The sequence below is a fragment of the Bifidobacterium aquikefiri genome (assembly GCF_002259795.1).
GTDB lineage: Bacteria > Actinomycetota > Actinomycetes > Actinomycetales > Bifidobacteriaceae > Bombiscardovia > Bombiscardovia aquikefiri.
In genome coordinates, this window is the sequence record NZ_MWXA01000006.1 from 64,397 (window position 1) to 81,515 (window position 17,119).

At 53.3% G+C, this 17,119-nt stretch carries 15 protein-coding genes; 4 read left to right on the forward strand and 11 right to left on the reverse strand.

All coding sequences use genetic code 11. The annotated features are described in order from the left end of the window. Positions 1-50 precede the first annotated feature (50 nt). The 7 genes from BAQU_RS07220 to BAQU_RS07250 form a co-directional block, all read right to left on the reverse strand. Positions 51-428, reverse strand: a complete 378-nt coding sequence (locus tag BAQU_RS07220) for an Rv3654c family TadE-like protein (protein ID WP_158215670.1) — start codon at positions 426-428, stop codon at positions 51-53. A gap of 65 nt (positions 429-493) precedes the next feature. Next, positions 494-907 (reverse strand): TadE family protein, encoded by a 414-nt coding sequence (locus BAQU_RS07225; RefSeq protein WP_094694214.1) that lies wholly within the window; start codon positions 905-907, stop codon positions 494-496. Positions 908-911: 4 nt separating this feature from the next. Beyond that, positions 912-1,214: a DUF4244 domain-containing protein gene (locus BAQU_RS07230; RefSeq protein WP_415447778.1), complete on the reverse strand. Its 303-nt coding sequence runs from the start codon at positions 1,212-1,214 to the stop codon at positions 912-914. Positions 1,215-1,344: 130 nt separating this feature from the next. Then, a complete protein-coding gene (locus BAQU_RS07235) occupies positions 1,345-2,001 on the reverse strand; it encodes a type II secretion system F family protein (protein ID WP_094694216.1) in 657 nt (218 codons plus the stop codon). Continuing rightward, positions 1,998-2,750: a type II secretion system F family protein gene (locus BAQU_RS07240; protein ID WP_094694218.1), complete on the reverse strand. Its 753-nt coding sequence runs from the start codon at positions 2,748-2,750 to the stop codon at positions 1,998-2,000. The genes BAQU_RS07235 and BAQU_RS07240 overlap by 4 nt, the downstream gene beginning before the upstream one ends. After that, positions 2,737-3,945 (reverse strand): TadA family conjugal transfer-associated ATPase, encoded by a 1,209-nt coding sequence (locus BAQU_RS07245; protein WP_094694220.1) that lies wholly within the window; start codon positions 3,943-3,945, stop codon positions 2,737-2,739. Before BAQU_RS07245 ends, BAQU_RS07240 begins: the two co-directional genes overlap by 14 nt. A 14-nt stretch (positions 3,946-3,959) precedes the next feature. Further along, positions 3,960-4,838: a CpaE-like family protein gene (locus BAQU_RS07250; RefSeq protein ID WP_143241978.1), complete on the reverse strand. Its 879-nt coding sequence runs from the start codon at positions 4,836-4,838 to the stop codon at positions 3,960-3,962. 1,270 nt (positions 4,839-6,108) lie between these two features. Here BAQU_RS07250 and BAQU_RS07260 point away from each other — a divergent pair. The 4 genes from BAQU_RS07260 (at position 6,109) to upp (ending at position 11,834) form a co-directional block, all read left to right on the forward strand. After that, positions 6,109-8,349: an RNA degradosome polyphosphate kinase gene (locus tag BAQU_RS07260; protein WP_094694226.1), complete on the forward strand. Its 2,241-nt coding sequence runs from the start codon at positions 6,109-6,111 to the stop codon at positions 8,347-8,349. A gap of 142 nt (positions 8,350-8,491) precedes the next feature. Then, entirely contained in the window at positions 8,492-9,574 is a 1,083-nt protein-coding gene (locus tag BAQU_RS07265; RefSeq protein ID WP_094694228.1) for an NUDIX hydrolase, read from the forward strand. Further along, positions 9,564-10,298 (forward strand): thymidine phosphorylase, encoded by a 735-nt coding sequence (locus tag BAQU_RS07270; protein WP_094694230.1) that lies wholly within the window; start codon positions 9,564-9,566, stop codon positions 10,296-10,298. Before BAQU_RS07265 ends, BAQU_RS07270 begins: the two co-directional genes overlap by 11 nt. An 897-nt stretch (positions 10,299-11,195) precedes the next feature. Beyond that, the gene (upp, locus tag BAQU_RS07275) at positions 11,196-11,834 is read left to right on the forward strand and encodes a uracil phosphoribosyltransferase (protein ID WP_094694232.1); all 639 of its coding nucleotides are present in this window, start codon (positions 11,196-11,198) and stop codon (positions 11,832-11,834) included. Positions 11,835-12,118: 284 nt separating this feature from the next. Here the strand turns inward: upp and BAQU_RS07280 are convergent, their stop codons facing one another. From BAQU_RS07280 to BAQU_RS07295, 4 genes are all read right to left on the reverse strand, one after another. Further along, positions 12,119-13,477, reverse strand: coding sequence for an ABC transporter substrate-binding protein (locus BAQU_RS07280; RefSeq protein WP_094694305.1), 1,359 nt, complete (start codon positions 13,475-13,477; stop codon positions 12,119-12,121). A 77-nt stretch (positions 13,478-13,554) separates the two neighbouring features. Beyond that, positions 13,555-14,391 (reverse strand): carbohydrate ABC transporter permease, encoded by an 837-nt coding sequence (locus BAQU_RS07285; protein ID WP_094694234.1) that lies wholly within the window; start codon positions 14,389-14,391, stop codon positions 13,555-13,557. Beyond that, positions 14,388-15,371 carry a carbohydrate ABC transporter permease gene (locus tag BAQU_RS07290; protein ID WP_094694236.1) on the reverse strand — a complete coding sequence of 328 codons (984 nt, stop codon included), beginning with the start codon at positions 15,369-15,371 and terminating at the stop codon, positions 14,388-14,390. Before BAQU_RS07290 ends, BAQU_RS07285 begins: the two co-directional genes overlap by 4 nt. A 461-nt stretch (positions 15,372-15,832) precedes the next feature. Then, positions 15,833-16,912, reverse strand: coding sequence for a glycerophosphodiester phosphodiesterase family protein (locus BAQU_RS07295; protein ID WP_094694238.1), 1,080 nt, complete (start codon positions 16,910-16,912; stop codon positions 15,833-15,835). Between the last annotated feature and the right edge of the window lie 207 nt (positions 16,913-17,119).

A 17,119-nucleotide genomic window follows, 5' to 3' on the forward strand; every position in this document is an offset into this window, starting at 1 on the left:
TTCTCAGCAACAATCCGCCGCTGTATCGATATCGGCCGTGCAGGTCGCGTTCAGCATTCCTGCGGTCCTGCCCGTGAGGCGTATGCCATCGAAGGTATCAACGTGATTGAAACGGCAACTTCCGCTGTAACAATGATATCGTCCTTATCTATACTGCACGAGACGAACACTGCATCATTCGCCATCAGTGCCTTTCGAGCCAGTTCACATGGATCGGCATCGCCTTCTTGCCACGCCTGAGCCGCCACGAGCGCGGCGGAATCCGATGCGGTCTGGGCCTTTGCCTTGGCGAGTACCATTGCCCCGAATGCGAGGCTGATCATCAGAACAACTCCGATGCAACAGATCAGAGCCGTTGCCTGGATCGTTCCTGAGCCGGCATCGTGAGCTGCATACCAACGATTGGCATGTGATTCATGGATTCCCATGCATGCCCGTCGAGATTGGATCTTGCGGCATGGCGCAGTACATTTCGGCACTCTATGGACTCCCTTCACGACTCGTGGTGGAATGCAATGGCTCGTCCTGACATGCGAATCGGCAGGATACCCAAAGAGTCGGCAATGATCGGACATTGTGTGGAAACCGTTGTCGAATCGGCACTCTCGCTCAGCGATACTCTTGCCGCACTCCCTGCAATGGCATGCACCAGAGCTGAAGCTCGAGCCGCATCCCCGCTCACCACAATCTCTCGAGCGGCGATGCGTGCAGCCTCCTGGCAGTTCAATCCGACTATCACCGTGCGCGTCAGACCGAGAATCAGCATGGCAAGTGCCATAACAACGGGCAGCAGGATGGCAAATTCAGCAGTGACTGTTCCATGGTCCGCCGCAGCACAGCGCTGACGCACGGAACTCATGAGCTCGCGGCGGCTCAGTACGCAGAATCGATGCAAGCAGGCGCGCATGTACTCACACAGCGAGCGCACGGTTTACCAATTCCGTGAGTAAGGATTTCACTGCCCCAGATTTCAAAATGGCTACCAGCAACCCGGCAAATCCTGTCGCGGCAATCAATACCACCGCGTACTCTGCAGTGGCCATGCCGGACTCTGGTTCTGCGGCCAGCACTCGAATGTGCCGCTCAGCCCGGCACATCTGCAGCAGCATGCGCTTTCGTATATTCAGAATCCGCAGTTCATGCAATCTTCCCCACTTTCTGTGAACTTGAGATTGCTGCGCTGATGAATGCCTACTCATGTTCATGCCGTGCATGATGAACTCCTTAGATCGAAAGAATGTCAATATGGTCGTTCCATTATCAAGAAACGCCGAGGCTGACAACAGCGAATTCAGACAATGTGGTCGAATGTGACATCCGCACAGATCCATTCAGCGAATGCCTTCAGAACAGATCGCTTGCAAATGCCGCCAGACACGGAATCACGCCAATCATGATGAATGACGGCAAGAAGCACAGACCAACCGGAAGCAGGATGCGCACAGAAAGTCGTGCACCTGCATCTTCAATGCCGCGCCTGTCATCTCTGTCCAGCTGTTCGATAACTGCCTCAATTCTGAGAATCGGCGAAACTCCATGCCGCCACGAGGGCTCAAGCGCGTCAGCAAGGCGTGCATAATATTGCGTACATTGCTGCTTGCCGAGAGTCACATATTCATTCGTGACGCGAGTACTCCCGGTCGTCTGAGCTGCTCCATGGTGGATAGTTCGTGCATTCATCCGATTGGTGTGCTCCATCAAGACCCCACGGCTCCAATCCTCGTATTTCCATGCTTCATGCCATGTGGTTCCAGTCTGCAACAGTTGCGCGATTCGTTGCAGACCACTCCCCAGTTCTCCCTCCAGCGCCTCGCCGACAAGCTCAAGCGCTCTGGGAATTGAGGCACCGTGGCGGACGCATACCGTTATCATCTCCAACACAAAGGGGATGGATACGTGCAGTTCGCTCTCGTCAATATGAAACTCGCCATGTCGTCTTTTTCTTAACAGGAGCAGCACGAGCACACCTCCAAAGAATCCCGCGCACACCGCCGCGTTCATTTCGACAATCCCTTCTTCAACGATCGAGTCCATACCAACCCGCATGCATATAACGCGAGCCCGATGGCAAGACATGCGGCTCCAGGAATCGTGGTGAATAGAAAACGCATCGTCTTCGCGCCTATCAGCTCTCCCAAGGCAATGGACACCAAAGGAAGCCAAGACAAGAGTCGGATGGTCGCCAAAGGCATGGAACAGGCCTGTGTTCGTAGTTCTTCGATACGCTGCGCACGACTCAGCGATGCGCCCACAGCATCCAGGCACTTTACCATCTCACATCCAGACTGGGCGCTCAGCCTATATGCAGCAAGCAGATGATGCGCAACTCGAACAATCTCGGCGCTGTTGCCGTGTCCGCCGTGTGCGGCTTCAACAAGATTCATGGCACGTTGCAGGTTCAATTCCTTCGTTGCAAACTCTCTGCCGGCAACCTCTTCAAAAGCGGTGACTACATCTGAACCGTTGCGCAACAGCGAGGATAATGATGCAATCAGGGCGGGAATCCCCATACGGTATGCACCCGAGGAACGCAAACGCCCTATGCTGCGACCACCAGAGTCCCTTGGTGCAAGCAGAGCAGCATTATGAGCCGAATTGCTTGAGAATTCGTCAAGCATACGCAATCTTGCATTCCATCCAAGCTGTCGAAGCGACCTGCTCACTAACCATATGGAGCACATCAGCAGCACAACGCAAACAAATCCATAGGCAACGTCATCGACACGATTCCACACCTCAATGATTTGCATGGTCACCCTCACCTCGCGACACCATATGGCCTGAATGGGGTCGATGTTCAGCCTCGGCACCTGTTGTTTCTGCGTCAAGTCGAGAAGAGCCGATCACGGGCATTTCTGATGTCAGTGAGCCAAAATCCGAGTCCTCGACATTCCAGCGAGACATCACATGATCGAATGCGGAAGAACACTGCACTGCAGAAAAACCGTCCCATATTGCAAGACTGCGTCCAACACATGCATCTGCCGACGCAAGCTCCAACCTGCCAATCTGGGCCAAACGACGTTTGCCCCGATGACGGGCAAGGTGCAGGACTATGTCGAATGCTCCGGTGGAAAGCATGTTCAGTGTCTGCACGCTCAAGCCGGCTTGCAATCCAAGCGAGAGCATGCGCGCGGGCACACGTTCGACACTATCGGCATGCAGGGTCGCCATGCCGCCATGATGTCCGGCATTGAGAGCCATCAGCAGATCAGTGATCTCGCCGCCTCTGCACTCTCCAAGGATCACGCGATCCGGTCGCATACGCAGGGTGGCTCGAAGCAATTCACTCAGCGAGATAGCTCCGACACCTTCGACATTCGCATCACGCGTCGCCATTGCAATATGATTCAGCCTGCCAATATCCCCAAGCTCCCTTGTCTCCTCAACGGTGATGATTCGTTCCCCACTCGCGCATTCCTTGAGCAAGGCCTTCAACATTGTCGTTTTTCCGGTACCGGTACCGCCGGTGATCAGAATATTGGCATGGCCAAGAGCAATATTTCTCAATACCTGCACCCATGCTCTGGGAATCATGCCCCGCTCGTACAAAGTGGCGAGAGAAGCTTGCACCCGATCCGGAAACCGTATGGAAATCGAAGCTCCCTGCGGCACCAATGGGGCAATCACTGCATTGATACGCAATCCATCCGCAGTCGAAGCATCGGCGATGGGACATGAATCATCGAGTCGTGTACCAAACTGTGAGCACAGTTGCACTGCGAATTCTCGAACTATGTGAGGTGATTGCAACCATGGCGGCCTGCATCGTTCCTCCATGCCTTCCCCTCGATCAGTCCATACGCGACCATCCGCAGTGATTGCAAGATCAGTCACACGGCAATCGTTGGCAAACTCATGTAATGGTCCGAAGGAAATGACATGTGCTGCTGCGTTGCCTCGGCCTTGCGAAGCCGCTGACTGTTCCTTGGTTGAAATGAGCATCTCTGCGCTCGTCTCTAGCGAGATCGCCTGTGGCGAGTACCTCTGTGGGAAGCATGCGATGAAACCGAATGCTCCGATTTTCCAACCGTGTCACGCTCAATCGTTGCTAACAGCGCTCTATATTCCTTGGGAATCGAAGCAATGCCAAGTCCTTGCACAATGGACATACTCAATGCCCGTTGTGGCAGCATTGCATCGATAATGGGCATCTGCAGATATGCCTTGGCATCGGCATCATTCATCCGAACCGACTGTCCGCATGCCAGATGCGGATGCATGCCGACAATAAGCACCTGTTCCTCTCTGAATTGCCGAATCAATCGCGTCAGATGATGTTTCGCCCGCGCCATCCCCAGCACCGACATCTCAACGAGCATAATGATATGCAACTGATCGGAAAGACCGTAATCCGTGAAACTTTCAGCAAAACCATGCGTGCATCCCGCATCGACAACCACAAGCTCGTGTATCTGTGCCATGGCTTCCACTGCCGCCTTGATCTCCCACGCTTTCACCATTGCACCATCGCCATTCGTTCGATAATTCCATGGGTCAGCGGCAAGAACCGGAATGCCCTCCCAATGTGGCAATTCCGAGCGCAGCGCTGCACCTGAAAGATGTCCAAGCGGCGCTGACACCTCGCTCATTCTCAATCCACTTTCGCCTTCGATGCCCAATATCACATCCAGGCCACCTATGCGTATATCGAGATCGACAAGCGAGGTTTTTCTGCCTTGGTTGGATGCATGCAGAGCAAACATTGACGCAAGCGTCGTCAATCCCAGACCTCCACTCGGTGCGGTGAACACAACCGTCTGTGCCAAGTTCGAATGTTGGATAGGAATGTGAGTGCTGGTAGGGCCGGAATCGCCTCGTGCATGTTCTGTAATCATAATGCCATTGAAGCCGTCCCATTCGTGCTCTTCCATTCAGATCTGGCAATGTGGTCGAATGTGGAATTCACAACGCGACACGCCGAAGAATGAGGACCTAGCTGGGAACACACACAACTGAACATTCTTCTGCGCGATACAGCACATCAGATAACAATCTTCTTATTACTGCTAACTTCATATAACAAAAAACAAATAAATGTCACATTGTCCAATTCTGTCCTTCAGAGCTTGAATCCATGAGCCAAAGGAGCATAATAGTAACTGCAAGGAAAACAGAATAGAGCAGAAGCCCACAAAGGTATATGGTCACGAGGACTATTATGTTGAACGGGCATTGGATGGACTTACCGTTACAACAAGGATGTTGTGCAGAGATTCTGCCACTGTTGAACTTGCAGGGGAACCCCCTCATCAGGGGGTTCCCTTTTTTGCGTTCCACGGTCTTTTAAGCAGTCACGGGGTTAGGGCTATAGGCACATAGGGTGTTTGCTGGTTGATAATCCTGTTTGACTTAGGGTGCATGAAAGCCAACCCTGTGCCCGCATTGCGGCACCATCATGCATCGCAACAGAACCACGAGAGCAGGAACAACCCAATGCCGATGCCCGCCATCCCGACCTCCCTTGTCACTCCGACCGAATCCACCTCCCTCGTCGCCCCGACCCATTGTCATCTCGAGCGAGCGCAGCGAGTCGAGAGATCTCACCCTTGCGAGCATCAACAGCGAAGATCCCTCGACTCGCTGCGCTCGCTCGGGATGACGATGGTGTTGTCGTTCATACGGCCGACTCTGACGATGGAACATACAGTTTTGACAAGTTCATACGGCCGACTCGTCCCGCTCGCTCGGAATGACGGGAGCGGAGCATGGCATCAATTGGAACGAATTACACGCCAGCACACCAGCGAAGACTAAAACCCACACTCCTGTGCCTATAACCCCGCGCCTGTACTTCCGAAATTGCCACAAAACTCGGGTTAATTGGCAAAAAAGTGTGTCTGATTGTTATCCGCTGCGTTGCGTGTGCTGCACAGGTTGTGCTTTGGAAGTCGTTTCTCGAACAAACTCAAACGAAAAGCGACTTCCAAAGCACAACGTGCAGAAAAACTGAATGCAAACGCACAAGCTGCACATCATGCGTGCATCTTTGCGATATTACCAAGGTGAAAGTCCCCAAGCGGCTGACCCGTTGTCTAAGATGAATTGCGCCTGAATTATTACGACATCAACGCCGACACATGCCACCCCTTCAACTAGGATGGTGGCATGGCTCAGATATTTGACGCACCTTCGAAATCCGTGCTCCGCAGTCAGATTGCGGAACACATAGCGGAGACCGAACGTTCAGTACGAAAAATCAACCCTGATGAGGGTGCAGCTCCTCTGCCCGAAGATCGTTTCTTCGACCGTGAGATTAGCTTGCTCAAGTTCAACAAGCGAGTTCTGGAACTGGCTCAGGACGATACACAGCCGATGCTTGAACGGGCCAATTATGCGGCTATCTTTGCCAGCAATTTGGATGAGTTCTTCATGGTTCGCGTTGCAGGACTGAAACGAAGGGTAACGACCGGCATCGCCGTGACCGCCGCAAGCGGACTCAGCCCACGTCAGCAGCTTCGCTCCATCTCTGAGCAGGCGCACAAGTTGCAGGATGAATATGCACATTACGTCATAGACCATATACTTCCTGAACTTGCTCAGCAGCATATCGTGCTGCTGAGCTGGAACCAGCTGACTGCCACGGAACAGGAGCGCCTGTCCCGCTTCTTCCGTCAGCAGGTATTCCCTGTCTTGACCCCACTGGCAGTGGATCCCGCTCACCCATTCCCTTATATTTCAGGCAATTCCCTGAATCTTGCGGTTCTTGTTGAGAATCCAATCTCTGGAAAATCGCACTTTGCCCGTGTGAAGATACCCGATAACATGCCGCGTCTGGTCGCGGTTGACGACCTCACCGACGAGGAGGGGCGCGAGGAACGCTATGGCTTCATAACAATGGAGAATCTGCTGATTGCGCACCTTGAATCGTTGTTCCCTGGCATGGTGATCAAGGAGGCGCGTTCATTCCGCGTCACGAGAAACGAAGATATCGACGTTGAGGAGGACGATGCCGAGAATCTGCTGAACGCCATGGAGAAGGAATTGCTGCGCCGTCGTTTTGGCCCCCCGATTCGTCTCGAGATTTCAGACACAACATCGCCGTTCCTTTCACAACTGCTGGCAAATCAGCTGCGTGTCAGCGACGATGAGGTGTATCGGGTTCCAGCTCCGCTCGACTTCACGGTACTCTTTGAACTGCAATCGATCGATCGCGCGGATCTGAAGTATCAGCCTTTCATTCCGATCACCAACCGGCAGATTGCAGAGGTTGAATCGAGTCGTGCGCAAGACATCTTCGCCGCGATTCGCGAGCACGACATCATGCTTCACCACCCTTACGACTCATTCTCTACCTCTGTGCAGGCCTTTCTTGCACAGGCAGCGGCTGACCCACAGGTGCTGGCTATCAAGCAGACGCTGTATCGAACATCAGGCAACTCCCCCATCATCGATGCATTGGTCGATGCCGCTCATGCCGGCAAGCAGGTGCTGGTGCTCGTCGAGATCAAGGCACGTTTCGACGAAGAGGCAAACATCGCCTGGGCACGCAAGCTCGAACGTGCAGGCGTCCATGTTGTCTACGGCATTGTTGGACTGAAAACCCACTGCAAGCTGCAACTGGTGGTTCGTCAGGAGGCCGATGGTCTTCGTCGATACTGCCATATCGGAACTGGCAACTACAACCCGAAGACCGCCCGGCAATACACCGATCTTGGTTTGCTTACCTGCGACCCCGTGGTTGGCCAGGATTTGACACGCCTCTTCAACCAGCTTTCGGGGTACGCTCCAAAATCGAGCTTCCATCGATTGCTTGTCGCTCCGCGCTCCGTGCGCTCTGGACTCATTGAGCGCATTCAGCGCGAGGAGGCAGCTGCCAAGGCCGGAAAAGATGCATGGATCAAGATCAAGGTCAACTCCCTCGTTGATGAGAAGTGCATCGATGCGTTGTATCGTGCCAGCCAGGCAGGAGTCAAAATCGACATCGTTGAACGCGGCATATGCGCAATCAAGCCCGAGATCCCAGGCCTAAGCGACAATATTCATGTACGTTCGATTCTCGGACGATTCCTTGAGCACAGCCGTATCTTCGCCTTTGCGAACTCACAGGGTCCACAGATTGGCGAAGGTCCGATTTCCGGCCCAGAGGTATGGATCGGCTCTGCCGATCTGATGCACAGAAATCTCGACCGCAGAGTCGAAGCTCTGGTAAGAATCACATCTCCCGATGAAGTTGACGAACTGATCAAATACATCGACCTGCAGATGGCCGACACCACAGCTTCGTGGCATATGAAGGGCGATGGCAGCTACATTCGCCACTCACGCGACGAGCAGGGCAATCCGCTCGTTGATTGCCAGGAATATCTGATCAAGAAGCACACACGAATCAAGAGACCTACTCACTGAGACACCATATTGCGGCTGACAGCACATCACTGTTAGCCGCAATTTCTTGGTGTGGCGCGAAGCCCGGCACGATGCATCTCTGGCAGTGAATGGCGCATGCAGGGTATTCGATGCCGCTGGAAGAGATAGCAGGAGATGATAGATGTCTACAACGACTGAGGCAGCTGGAGCAATCGTATATCGCTGGCGCACTGCCGCCACTGCTCGAACGCCCGATGATGCAACGAAGCTTCCCCTGAGTGACGACGAAGTTCATGAGGTGATGGGCAACATTGAACTCTGCCTGGTTCACCGTCCCAAATATACGGATTGGAGCTGGCCGAAGGGCAAGGTTGAGGAGAACGAATCCCTGTATCACACAGCGGTGCGCGAGGTTGGTGAGGAAACGGGGATTGCCATTGCTCTGGATTCGTTTCTGAGGGTGGTCGAATACCCGCTGAACCGTGAGGGCGGCAAGCTGCGTAAAGGTAACATCTCTGGCAACAAGCGCGTCTCATTCTGGATGGCTCATATATTGCCGTCTCGGGATGCAGAGCGGCGCAAACTCACCTTTGGACCCGTTCATGAGCCGGATCTCAACGAGATAGATGACGTGCGCTGGGTCAGTGCCAACGAGGCAAGGCACATGCTCTCGCACTCGACCGATAGGGATGTGCTTGATGAATTCACCGATAGGGTGCAGGAGGGTGCACTGCATTCGCGGATTATCTTCATCGTGAGACACAGCAAGGCAGAATCGCGGAAAACATGGCTCGGTGAGGATTCTGACCGCCCGCTGATGCCACGCGGGGCAGCGGCCGCATACGCGATTGGCCGCGAACTGGCATGTTTTGACCCCACGCTGGTGGTCTCGTCGCCATGGCTACGTTGCATTGACACGATCCGACCGTTCTCGCTGCAATCAAGACTTCATATCCACGAGGATGAACGGCTCACCGAATCGAGCTATGAGACATCTCCGGACGATACACTTGCCTCGATGAACGAGGTCATCGAAGAATCCATTCGCCTGCGGAAGAATTCAATTGTATGCACCCACAGGCCCCTTCTGGGTGGTATCTTCGACCTCGTACGTGCGTTATGTGTAAGCACCTCCCTGGCGAAACGTCTGCCGACAAAATCGCCATACATCCCCACTGGGCATGGCGTGGCACTGAGTGTTGTCAATGCCAGCGAAGGCCCTCGGATCATCGACATACAGAAAGTGATACCCATTGTCTACTAATGCTTCATCAAGCTATGGATCCTCTTCGATTCGTGCTTCGCGATCAGGGTTTTCATTCTCTGGTTCGCAGCGCCCTTCACGTCCCGGACAGCTTGATCAGGCGATCGTTGATCATCTTTCGGGAGGCATGGATCCTCAGCAGATCAACGAGATCAGTCATGTATCGGCCGCTTCGCTGCTGAATCGCGTGCACCAGACTCAGGATCCGAATATTGTGCAGCGCGTGCTCACACTGGTCGATCGTGAAGGCGTTGACATCATTGCCGAGCTGTGGAGCGATGCCGACCCAGATTCCCTGCCCGGCATTCTCTGGCGCCTCTATACCCTGCGCAGCTGGATGCGGCGCAGTTCGGATGCCATCAGCGAACTCTGGGCGTTGGGCGAGCCGGTAGACACGGCAGCCTCTGCGATCGTTGGCGTTGATAGACCACCTGTGGCACAAGACATTGCACGCACTGCCGATTCGATTCTTTCCGGAGCGTTCCAAGGTGATTTCGCCGTCGCACTGGAGCGTGCCGGGGCATTCTGTGAAGTGATCAGCCTCGGCATTCGTGCTCAATGCACCCGCTTGCAGAAGGCAAGCACAGACAAAGTCGGTTCGCCCTCTCGCTCGGCTCTGGCAACGCAGCTGGCACGCTCTCTGCATTCCGCACAGGCGCTGCACACCACAGGACGTGATTTTGTTCATGGTGCACACCTATGGCGTCAGGGATCGTTGGAATAGCTCGTCATGGTACCCGTTCACCATCTGACACGCGCGACCGCTTCGTAAGCATACGCTTTCGCAGAGCGCTTATGAACATGCGACAACAAATCATGTCGTAGAATGATATCCGCGTCGAACCGTGCTTAAGCCCCGGGCTCCATTTGTTGCCGCTGCGAGCGGCGTTTGCGCCGACAGGCGCTTTCACGGTTCGGCGTTTTACCATTTCCTCTATTTTCAATGTGAGGTTATGGGCACAAAAATGTGTCCTTGTGTTAGTTGGTTGCGTTTGGATATCGTGTGGCTGTGTGGAATTCGTTTCAGTCGAGGCCTTGTCCCTTTCCCGTCATCCCGAGCGAACTCCACTCTTCTCCCGTCATCCCAAGCGAACTCCACTCTTCTCCCGTCATCCCGAGCGAGCGGAGCGAGTCGAGGGATCTCCACTGATGCTCACAAGGATGAGATCTCTCGACTCGCTCCGCTCGCTCGAGATGACAAGGGGCGGTGGGGACGCTCGGAATGACACAAGTGAAGTGGGGACGGTCGAGATGGCAGGCAGCGCTATCAGATCATGCCCGCGCTCGTGGTGCCATTACGTTTCATCGGATGATTGCAGGAAGCACACGAGGCTCTGGTCATCACCCCCATGAAACCAGCAAACACAAACCAGACTCAGCTATACTCCCACAAGGGATGAAAGCCAATATCAGACACACTTTCTTGCCAGGCGCGTATTCAACCGCACCAAACACAATCACCCCTTGAGCCTTACAACCACAACACCTCACAACCAAAAACAGACACACTTTCTTGCATATAGCCCGGCTTCCAATCCCCAGGCTATAGGCAATGTGATGAAACATACCAATAACACCACATTTCTGCGATTTTGATGTTCAAGGGGTTAGGCTTAGCAGTATGGAACTCCATGTATTAGAACATCCTCTGATTGAGCATAAGCTCACTGTGCTGAGGGATAAGAAAACACCATCCAATACCTTCCGCGAGCTCGTCAGCGAGCTGGTCATGCTGGAAGCATATGAAGCAACACGAAATCTGAGTGTTTCGGATTATCCGATCGAGACCCCGGTTGCGCCTATGGTTGGGAAGAAACTCAGCACGCCGCGCCCTATGGTCGTGCCGGTCCTGCGAGCGGGACTGGGCATGCTCGATGGCATGACTCGCCTTGTTCCTACTGCCGAAGTTGGTTTCTTGGGCATGAAGCGCGATGAAAGCACCCTTGACATCATCACCTATGCCAACCGCCTGCCTGAAGATCTTTCTGGGCGTCAGTGCTTCCTGCTTGATCCAATGCTGGCAACCGGTGGCACACTTGTTGCCGCAACGCATTATCTTGCCGAGCATGGTGCCAAGGATGTCACTGCCATCAATATTCTGGCCGCTCCAGAAGGTTTGGAACGCTTGAAGCGCGACATCGACCCTTCCATCGATTTCAAGGTCGTTGTGTGCGCGGTCGACGAGAAGCTGAACGACAAGGCTTACATTGTGCCTGGCCTGGGCGATGCAGGCGACAGATTGTACGGCGTCATCGACTGATTGTGTTGAGCTGCCGAGTTTTGTTGCCTCATGTGGAAAATGGGCAGTCAGAATCGTTGAAATACCGTTAGATTTTTGAGCTTTTATGCGATTCTTCTCATAATCGGCCACAAAATTCACATTCTCGTTTTGGAAATAACTGTTGGGGTGTGTTTTCGCAAGCTTTTTCGAAAACACACCCCAACTTCATGTTCCAACTCACAGCGCACATCAACACATGAGAACAAACCAACACACATATGAACTTCTTGCCCAATCAGCGAGTGAGAAGTTCACAGTTTCAACTACTCAACAGAGCTGTTGTAATCCTGCACGTCGGATTGCAGCCCCTTGACCTCTGATGTCAATGCCGTTTTGGCATCTGCACCCGCGAAGACCTTCTCGATGCCATCCTCAACGGCCTTGCGAGCCTGTGGCATCACACCTGCCGAGCAGCCCTGCGTTGCAGCTGTCAGCTTGGTGCTTTCGAGCTGCTTCACGGCAACATCAAACTGTGGATATTGCTTTCTCCATGCCTTGTCGGTCTCTGTATTCAGGGCCTTCTTTGAAGTTGGGAAGTAACCGGTGCCAGTGTGCCACGTTGCCTGATTCTCCGGCTCGGAGAGGAACTTGATGAACTTCCAGGCGGCCTCCTGCTGGGCAGAGGAATGGCCAAGCTTGGAGATCCAGAGTGAGGCTCCTCCGATGATTGGGCCAGAATTGTTCTTCTTGATCTTTGGATAGTTGCCTACGCCAACCTCGAAGCCCTTGGTCTTTGCAGCGGCCATGATGCCGCTCAAACCCGCCGTGGATTCGAAGGTGATGCCCACCTTTCCTGACTCGAATGCACTGTCTGCATCGTCGGTATCCGTGCCGGTGTTGCCCGAGATACCGGAATCAATCATGCCCTTCCACCAAGTGAGGAATGTCGTCGCCGAGGAATTGTTGAAAGTGAAATCATCCGCACGTTTCGAACCTCTTCCGTTCTGAGGCGAGCAATAGAGCTGGCCATTCGCAGCGATCTCCTGCTCGACGAACCAGCCATACACAGCTGCATTGAATCCGTATTGTGCGGGGCCACCATTCTTCTGCGAAAGCTTCTCGGCATCAGCCTTGACCTCTGCAAGCGTCGTCGGTGCCTTGTCTGGATCGAGTCCGGCTTGCCTGAACATGGTCTTGTTGTAGTAGATCACCGGCATGGAAGAATTGAATGGCATGGAATAGAGTTTGCCGTCAACCTTGTAATATCCTGCGACGTTCGGCTGCAAGTCAGACACATCATAATTATCTGCATCAATGAAGTTCTGCATCGGAGTGACGGTGCCTGAATCCATCATGAATCGAGAGCCGACATCGTAGACTTGCATCAAGGTTGGAGTGGATTTGGATTGCACTGCTGACTTGTATTTAGTAATCGCATCATCGTACGCACCCTGGTAGAGGGCCTTGACGGTGATCTTGTCCTTGTTGGTCTTGTTGAACTTTGCAATGAGCTTGTCAAGCACCTGTCCGTTCGTTCCTGACATCGAATGCCAGAAGGTGACCGTCTGCGGACCTGCATTCTTGGTTGCAGTCCCTGCAGCGCTTGCAGAGCCACACCCTGCGCTGATGAGCGTTCCGAGGACTGCAACCACAGCCAACGCTGTTTTGAATCCATTTTTCATTTCCTTCTCCTTGTTTTTTATTGCGGAAAAATCCTGATTGATATCGTTGCTGAACTCGCTGCGCACGGCGAATTGTGTCATCGACTCGACCCCGCGGTGAGTCCGCGGACGATCTGACGCTGGCAGAGCGCGACGATGATAACGGTTGGTACCACTGCCATGACCGCCCCAGCCATGGTGAGTCCTGGATTGAAATCGTCGGGCGACTGCAACTGCGTTATGCCAATCTGAATGGTCTGCATCTGCGGTGTCTCCGCCACAAGCAGCGGCCATAGAAAGCCATTCCAGTGAGTCAGGAAGGTATAGATTGCGAGCGAAGCGGCGGCTGGCCTACTCAGTGGCAACACAATCGACCACAGAATTCGCAAGTGGGAACAGCCATCCAGTCGAGCTGCCTCAACAAGTTCCATGGGGAACTGCCTGAGGAAGGTATACATCATGAAAATCCCGAATCCGCTGGCCAGGTATGGCAACACCAAGGCTATGAATGAGTTGCGCAGGCCAAGCGAGGCAATCGTCAGATAGTTGGGAATGATGATTGCCTCTCCAGGAATCATCATGGTACCGAGAAACAGCGCGAACCAGATCTTTGCACCCCGAACCCGCATGATCGCGAGCGCATATCCCGCGAGAAGCGAAGTGAGAATCTGAGAGAAAGTTATCGCCAAGGTTGACCCGAACGAGTTCAGATATTGTCTGCCGAGCGGAATCAGATGCACCGCCGTCACGATATTCGACCATGTGAGTCCATGTTCTGGCCATATTCGTGGAGGGCTGCTCACAATATCGGCATTCTTCATCAGCGAGCCCATGAAAGAGTAATACACGGGGAACGCCACGATACAGGCGAGCAGCAATAGTATCAGAATGCCGAATGTGCGCTTGACGAGGATCGAGACTCGATTGAGATTCATGCCACATCAACCTTTCTGCCCATGCCACCAAATTGGATGATCGTGATGATGGCGACCACCAGAATCAGCACAAGCGCCTCGGCTGATGCATAACCGAAGTTGGAGTTATTGTTTGCAAACCCGTGAAGATAGATGTCATAGACAAGCGTGGTACTTGAGGATGCCGGGCCACCCTTGGTCAGCACATGAATCTGACCGAAGCTTTCGAGGGACTGGATGGTGCCCGTGACGATCAGGAAGAACAGCTGGGGGCGGATCAGCGGAATCATGATGTAATGCTGAAGACGCAGACCAGAGGCACCGTCAAGCCGAGCTGCCTCGACAATATCTTCGGGAACGGAACCAAGCCCCGCGAGCAGGACGAGGATGTTATATCCGATGTTCATCCAGACGGTGGTGAGTGCAATGGACAGCAAGGCGAAGCGTTGATCCGTCAACCAGCCAACTCCTGAACCGCCGAACTGCTTGATGACTTCGTTGAAGAGTCCCGTCGCTGGATTGAAGAACGCAGAGAAGACGATTGAGGCTGCTGAGACCGAATACGCAAAGGGAAGCGCGAACACCGTGCGAAATACTCGATTGACCAGTGATTCACGATTCAGCATGAGTGAAATCACCAGGGAAATGGCTATCGTAGGAACGACCGTATATAGGGCAAAGAGCGCGGTGTTAATGAGAATCTTGACAAAATCAGGGTTGGTGAACAACCTCACGAAATTGCGCACACCAACGAATGTGTCAGCACTGCCGAAGAGATCCGTTCCTGAGAGCGAAAGTCTCAAAGTCTGGAACAGCGGATATGCCACAAAGATGCAAAACACGATGCTTGCTGGAAGAAAATACCAGTACTGTGTGATTGGCGTTCGTTGCGACCTGCGCTGTGTCTGAGACCTATGCGGTGGCTCTGGCTTCTCGACTGGTATCTGCTGGCTGCGAATACTGCTATTCTGACCTGCTGACTGCGGTGCTGAGGTCGACATGCATACCCTTCCATCTTGCTGTTTCCATGGGAAACGGATTCTGGACGAGAACGGAACTACTCATGTTTCTTCCGAACCCATATCTGTAGTAACAGTTATGGATGGTCGGCATGGTCGATGTCAGCAAGCATTCATGTTGAATTCATGATGAGGTCACAGTGAGGCCACGGCTAGGTCACTTGAGGCCACTTGAGGCCACGGCTAGATCACAGTGAGGTTATGTTGGGGACAGATGTTGTGCGCGTTGTGCTTTGTAAGTCGCTTTTCACTTGAATTTGCTCGAAAAATGACTTCCCAAGCGCAACACGCGCAATATTCACCTGGTAACGAGCGGACACACTTTTGTGCCTATAACCCCACTTTTGTACCTATAACCGCCCACGGTCTAGCCCTGGGCGGTTCCCAGGAAATGGCAGTGATGATGCCGGATACAATGAAAATCAGCCAGCGATCTGGTACTTCTATGCTTCGGGAACGAAGGCTTCGAATATGAATCTATCAAAATTCGGAGCTGATTCTTCCAGTTCTTCCTCACTCCGGATTGTCCACGAAACAGGAATGGCTCCGAGCTTAACTGCGGCTTTGAGCTGGAATGAATCGCCACCCTGCCAATCATACGCAATGAAGTCGGGACGTCCCTTCCAATTCAGCAGCAACTTGGCGAGCAGCCACTGCTTGCCGTCAACAACACTCTTGATCGGACGCCCCAACTCGCTGGAGAGCTGACCGCGGCATACTTGCGGATCGTTGTTGCGATACCATTCAACGGCTTCAGGGTGGAAGGACTCAATGACATAGGGCCCTCGATAATCCTCAAGGATTTCGTGTCCGGCTTCCATCAACGGCTCGTCGAATGCCTCACCCATCTTGTATTCGATGATCAGCGGAACACGCCCGTCAACGAGCTCGAGCACATCCGTAAACAGCGGAACATGCTGGAAGTCCTCATGACTGATGCCAGTCGGCTCATCCCTTATTCCAGCATCATCTTCAATCGGAATCGCCTTGGCATCCCCCGGCTTGGCTGGTGCCGGAAAGAGAGGAATCTCACACAATTCCCTGTAGGTCAAATCTGCGACCTGCGCATCTACTCCGGTCACTCGCCGGATGTTGGCATCATGAACCACAACAACTCGTCCATCTCGAGTCAGCTGCAGATCGAGTTCAATGCCATATCCAGCCTCGCATGCTGCTGCGAATGCTGCAAGTGAGTTCTCTGGCGCAATGGGAAAGTCGGAGCTTTCATTGCCAAATCCAGCCTTGGCGGCCATGGAGCGCGCGAGGCCGATATAGGCGCCGCTGGTTGGTGCATATTTTGTCGTCAATCCTGAACCTGCATCATGCAAACCTCGGTGCGCATATGGAATATCTGGAATGATGTCGTCATCGCGGTACTGTGAACCTGAGCCGAAGGAACCAGGTATTGAAGAAACATATGCATCTTTTCGGCCTTGTGCGTTGCGAGGCATCCAAGCCCAGACCGCTGCCCCAGAGGCAGCGCCTAGCAGAGCCAAGGACTTCGCTATTTTCGAAAACCCCATTTTCTCAACTCCCCTTTCAAACAGATTCGATGGTCAGTAAGCAGAACCGTAAGCTTCATGCCACTGTCAGACACCAATCATACTGGTGTGACCGTTGTCAACCTACGATGCTGACTCTGAGTGTCAATGGGAAGTGAAAATGGAGGCAGCATTCACGCGATTGTGAGTGTTGTGGCAATTACACAGTATCGAAGCTCAAATTCTTGA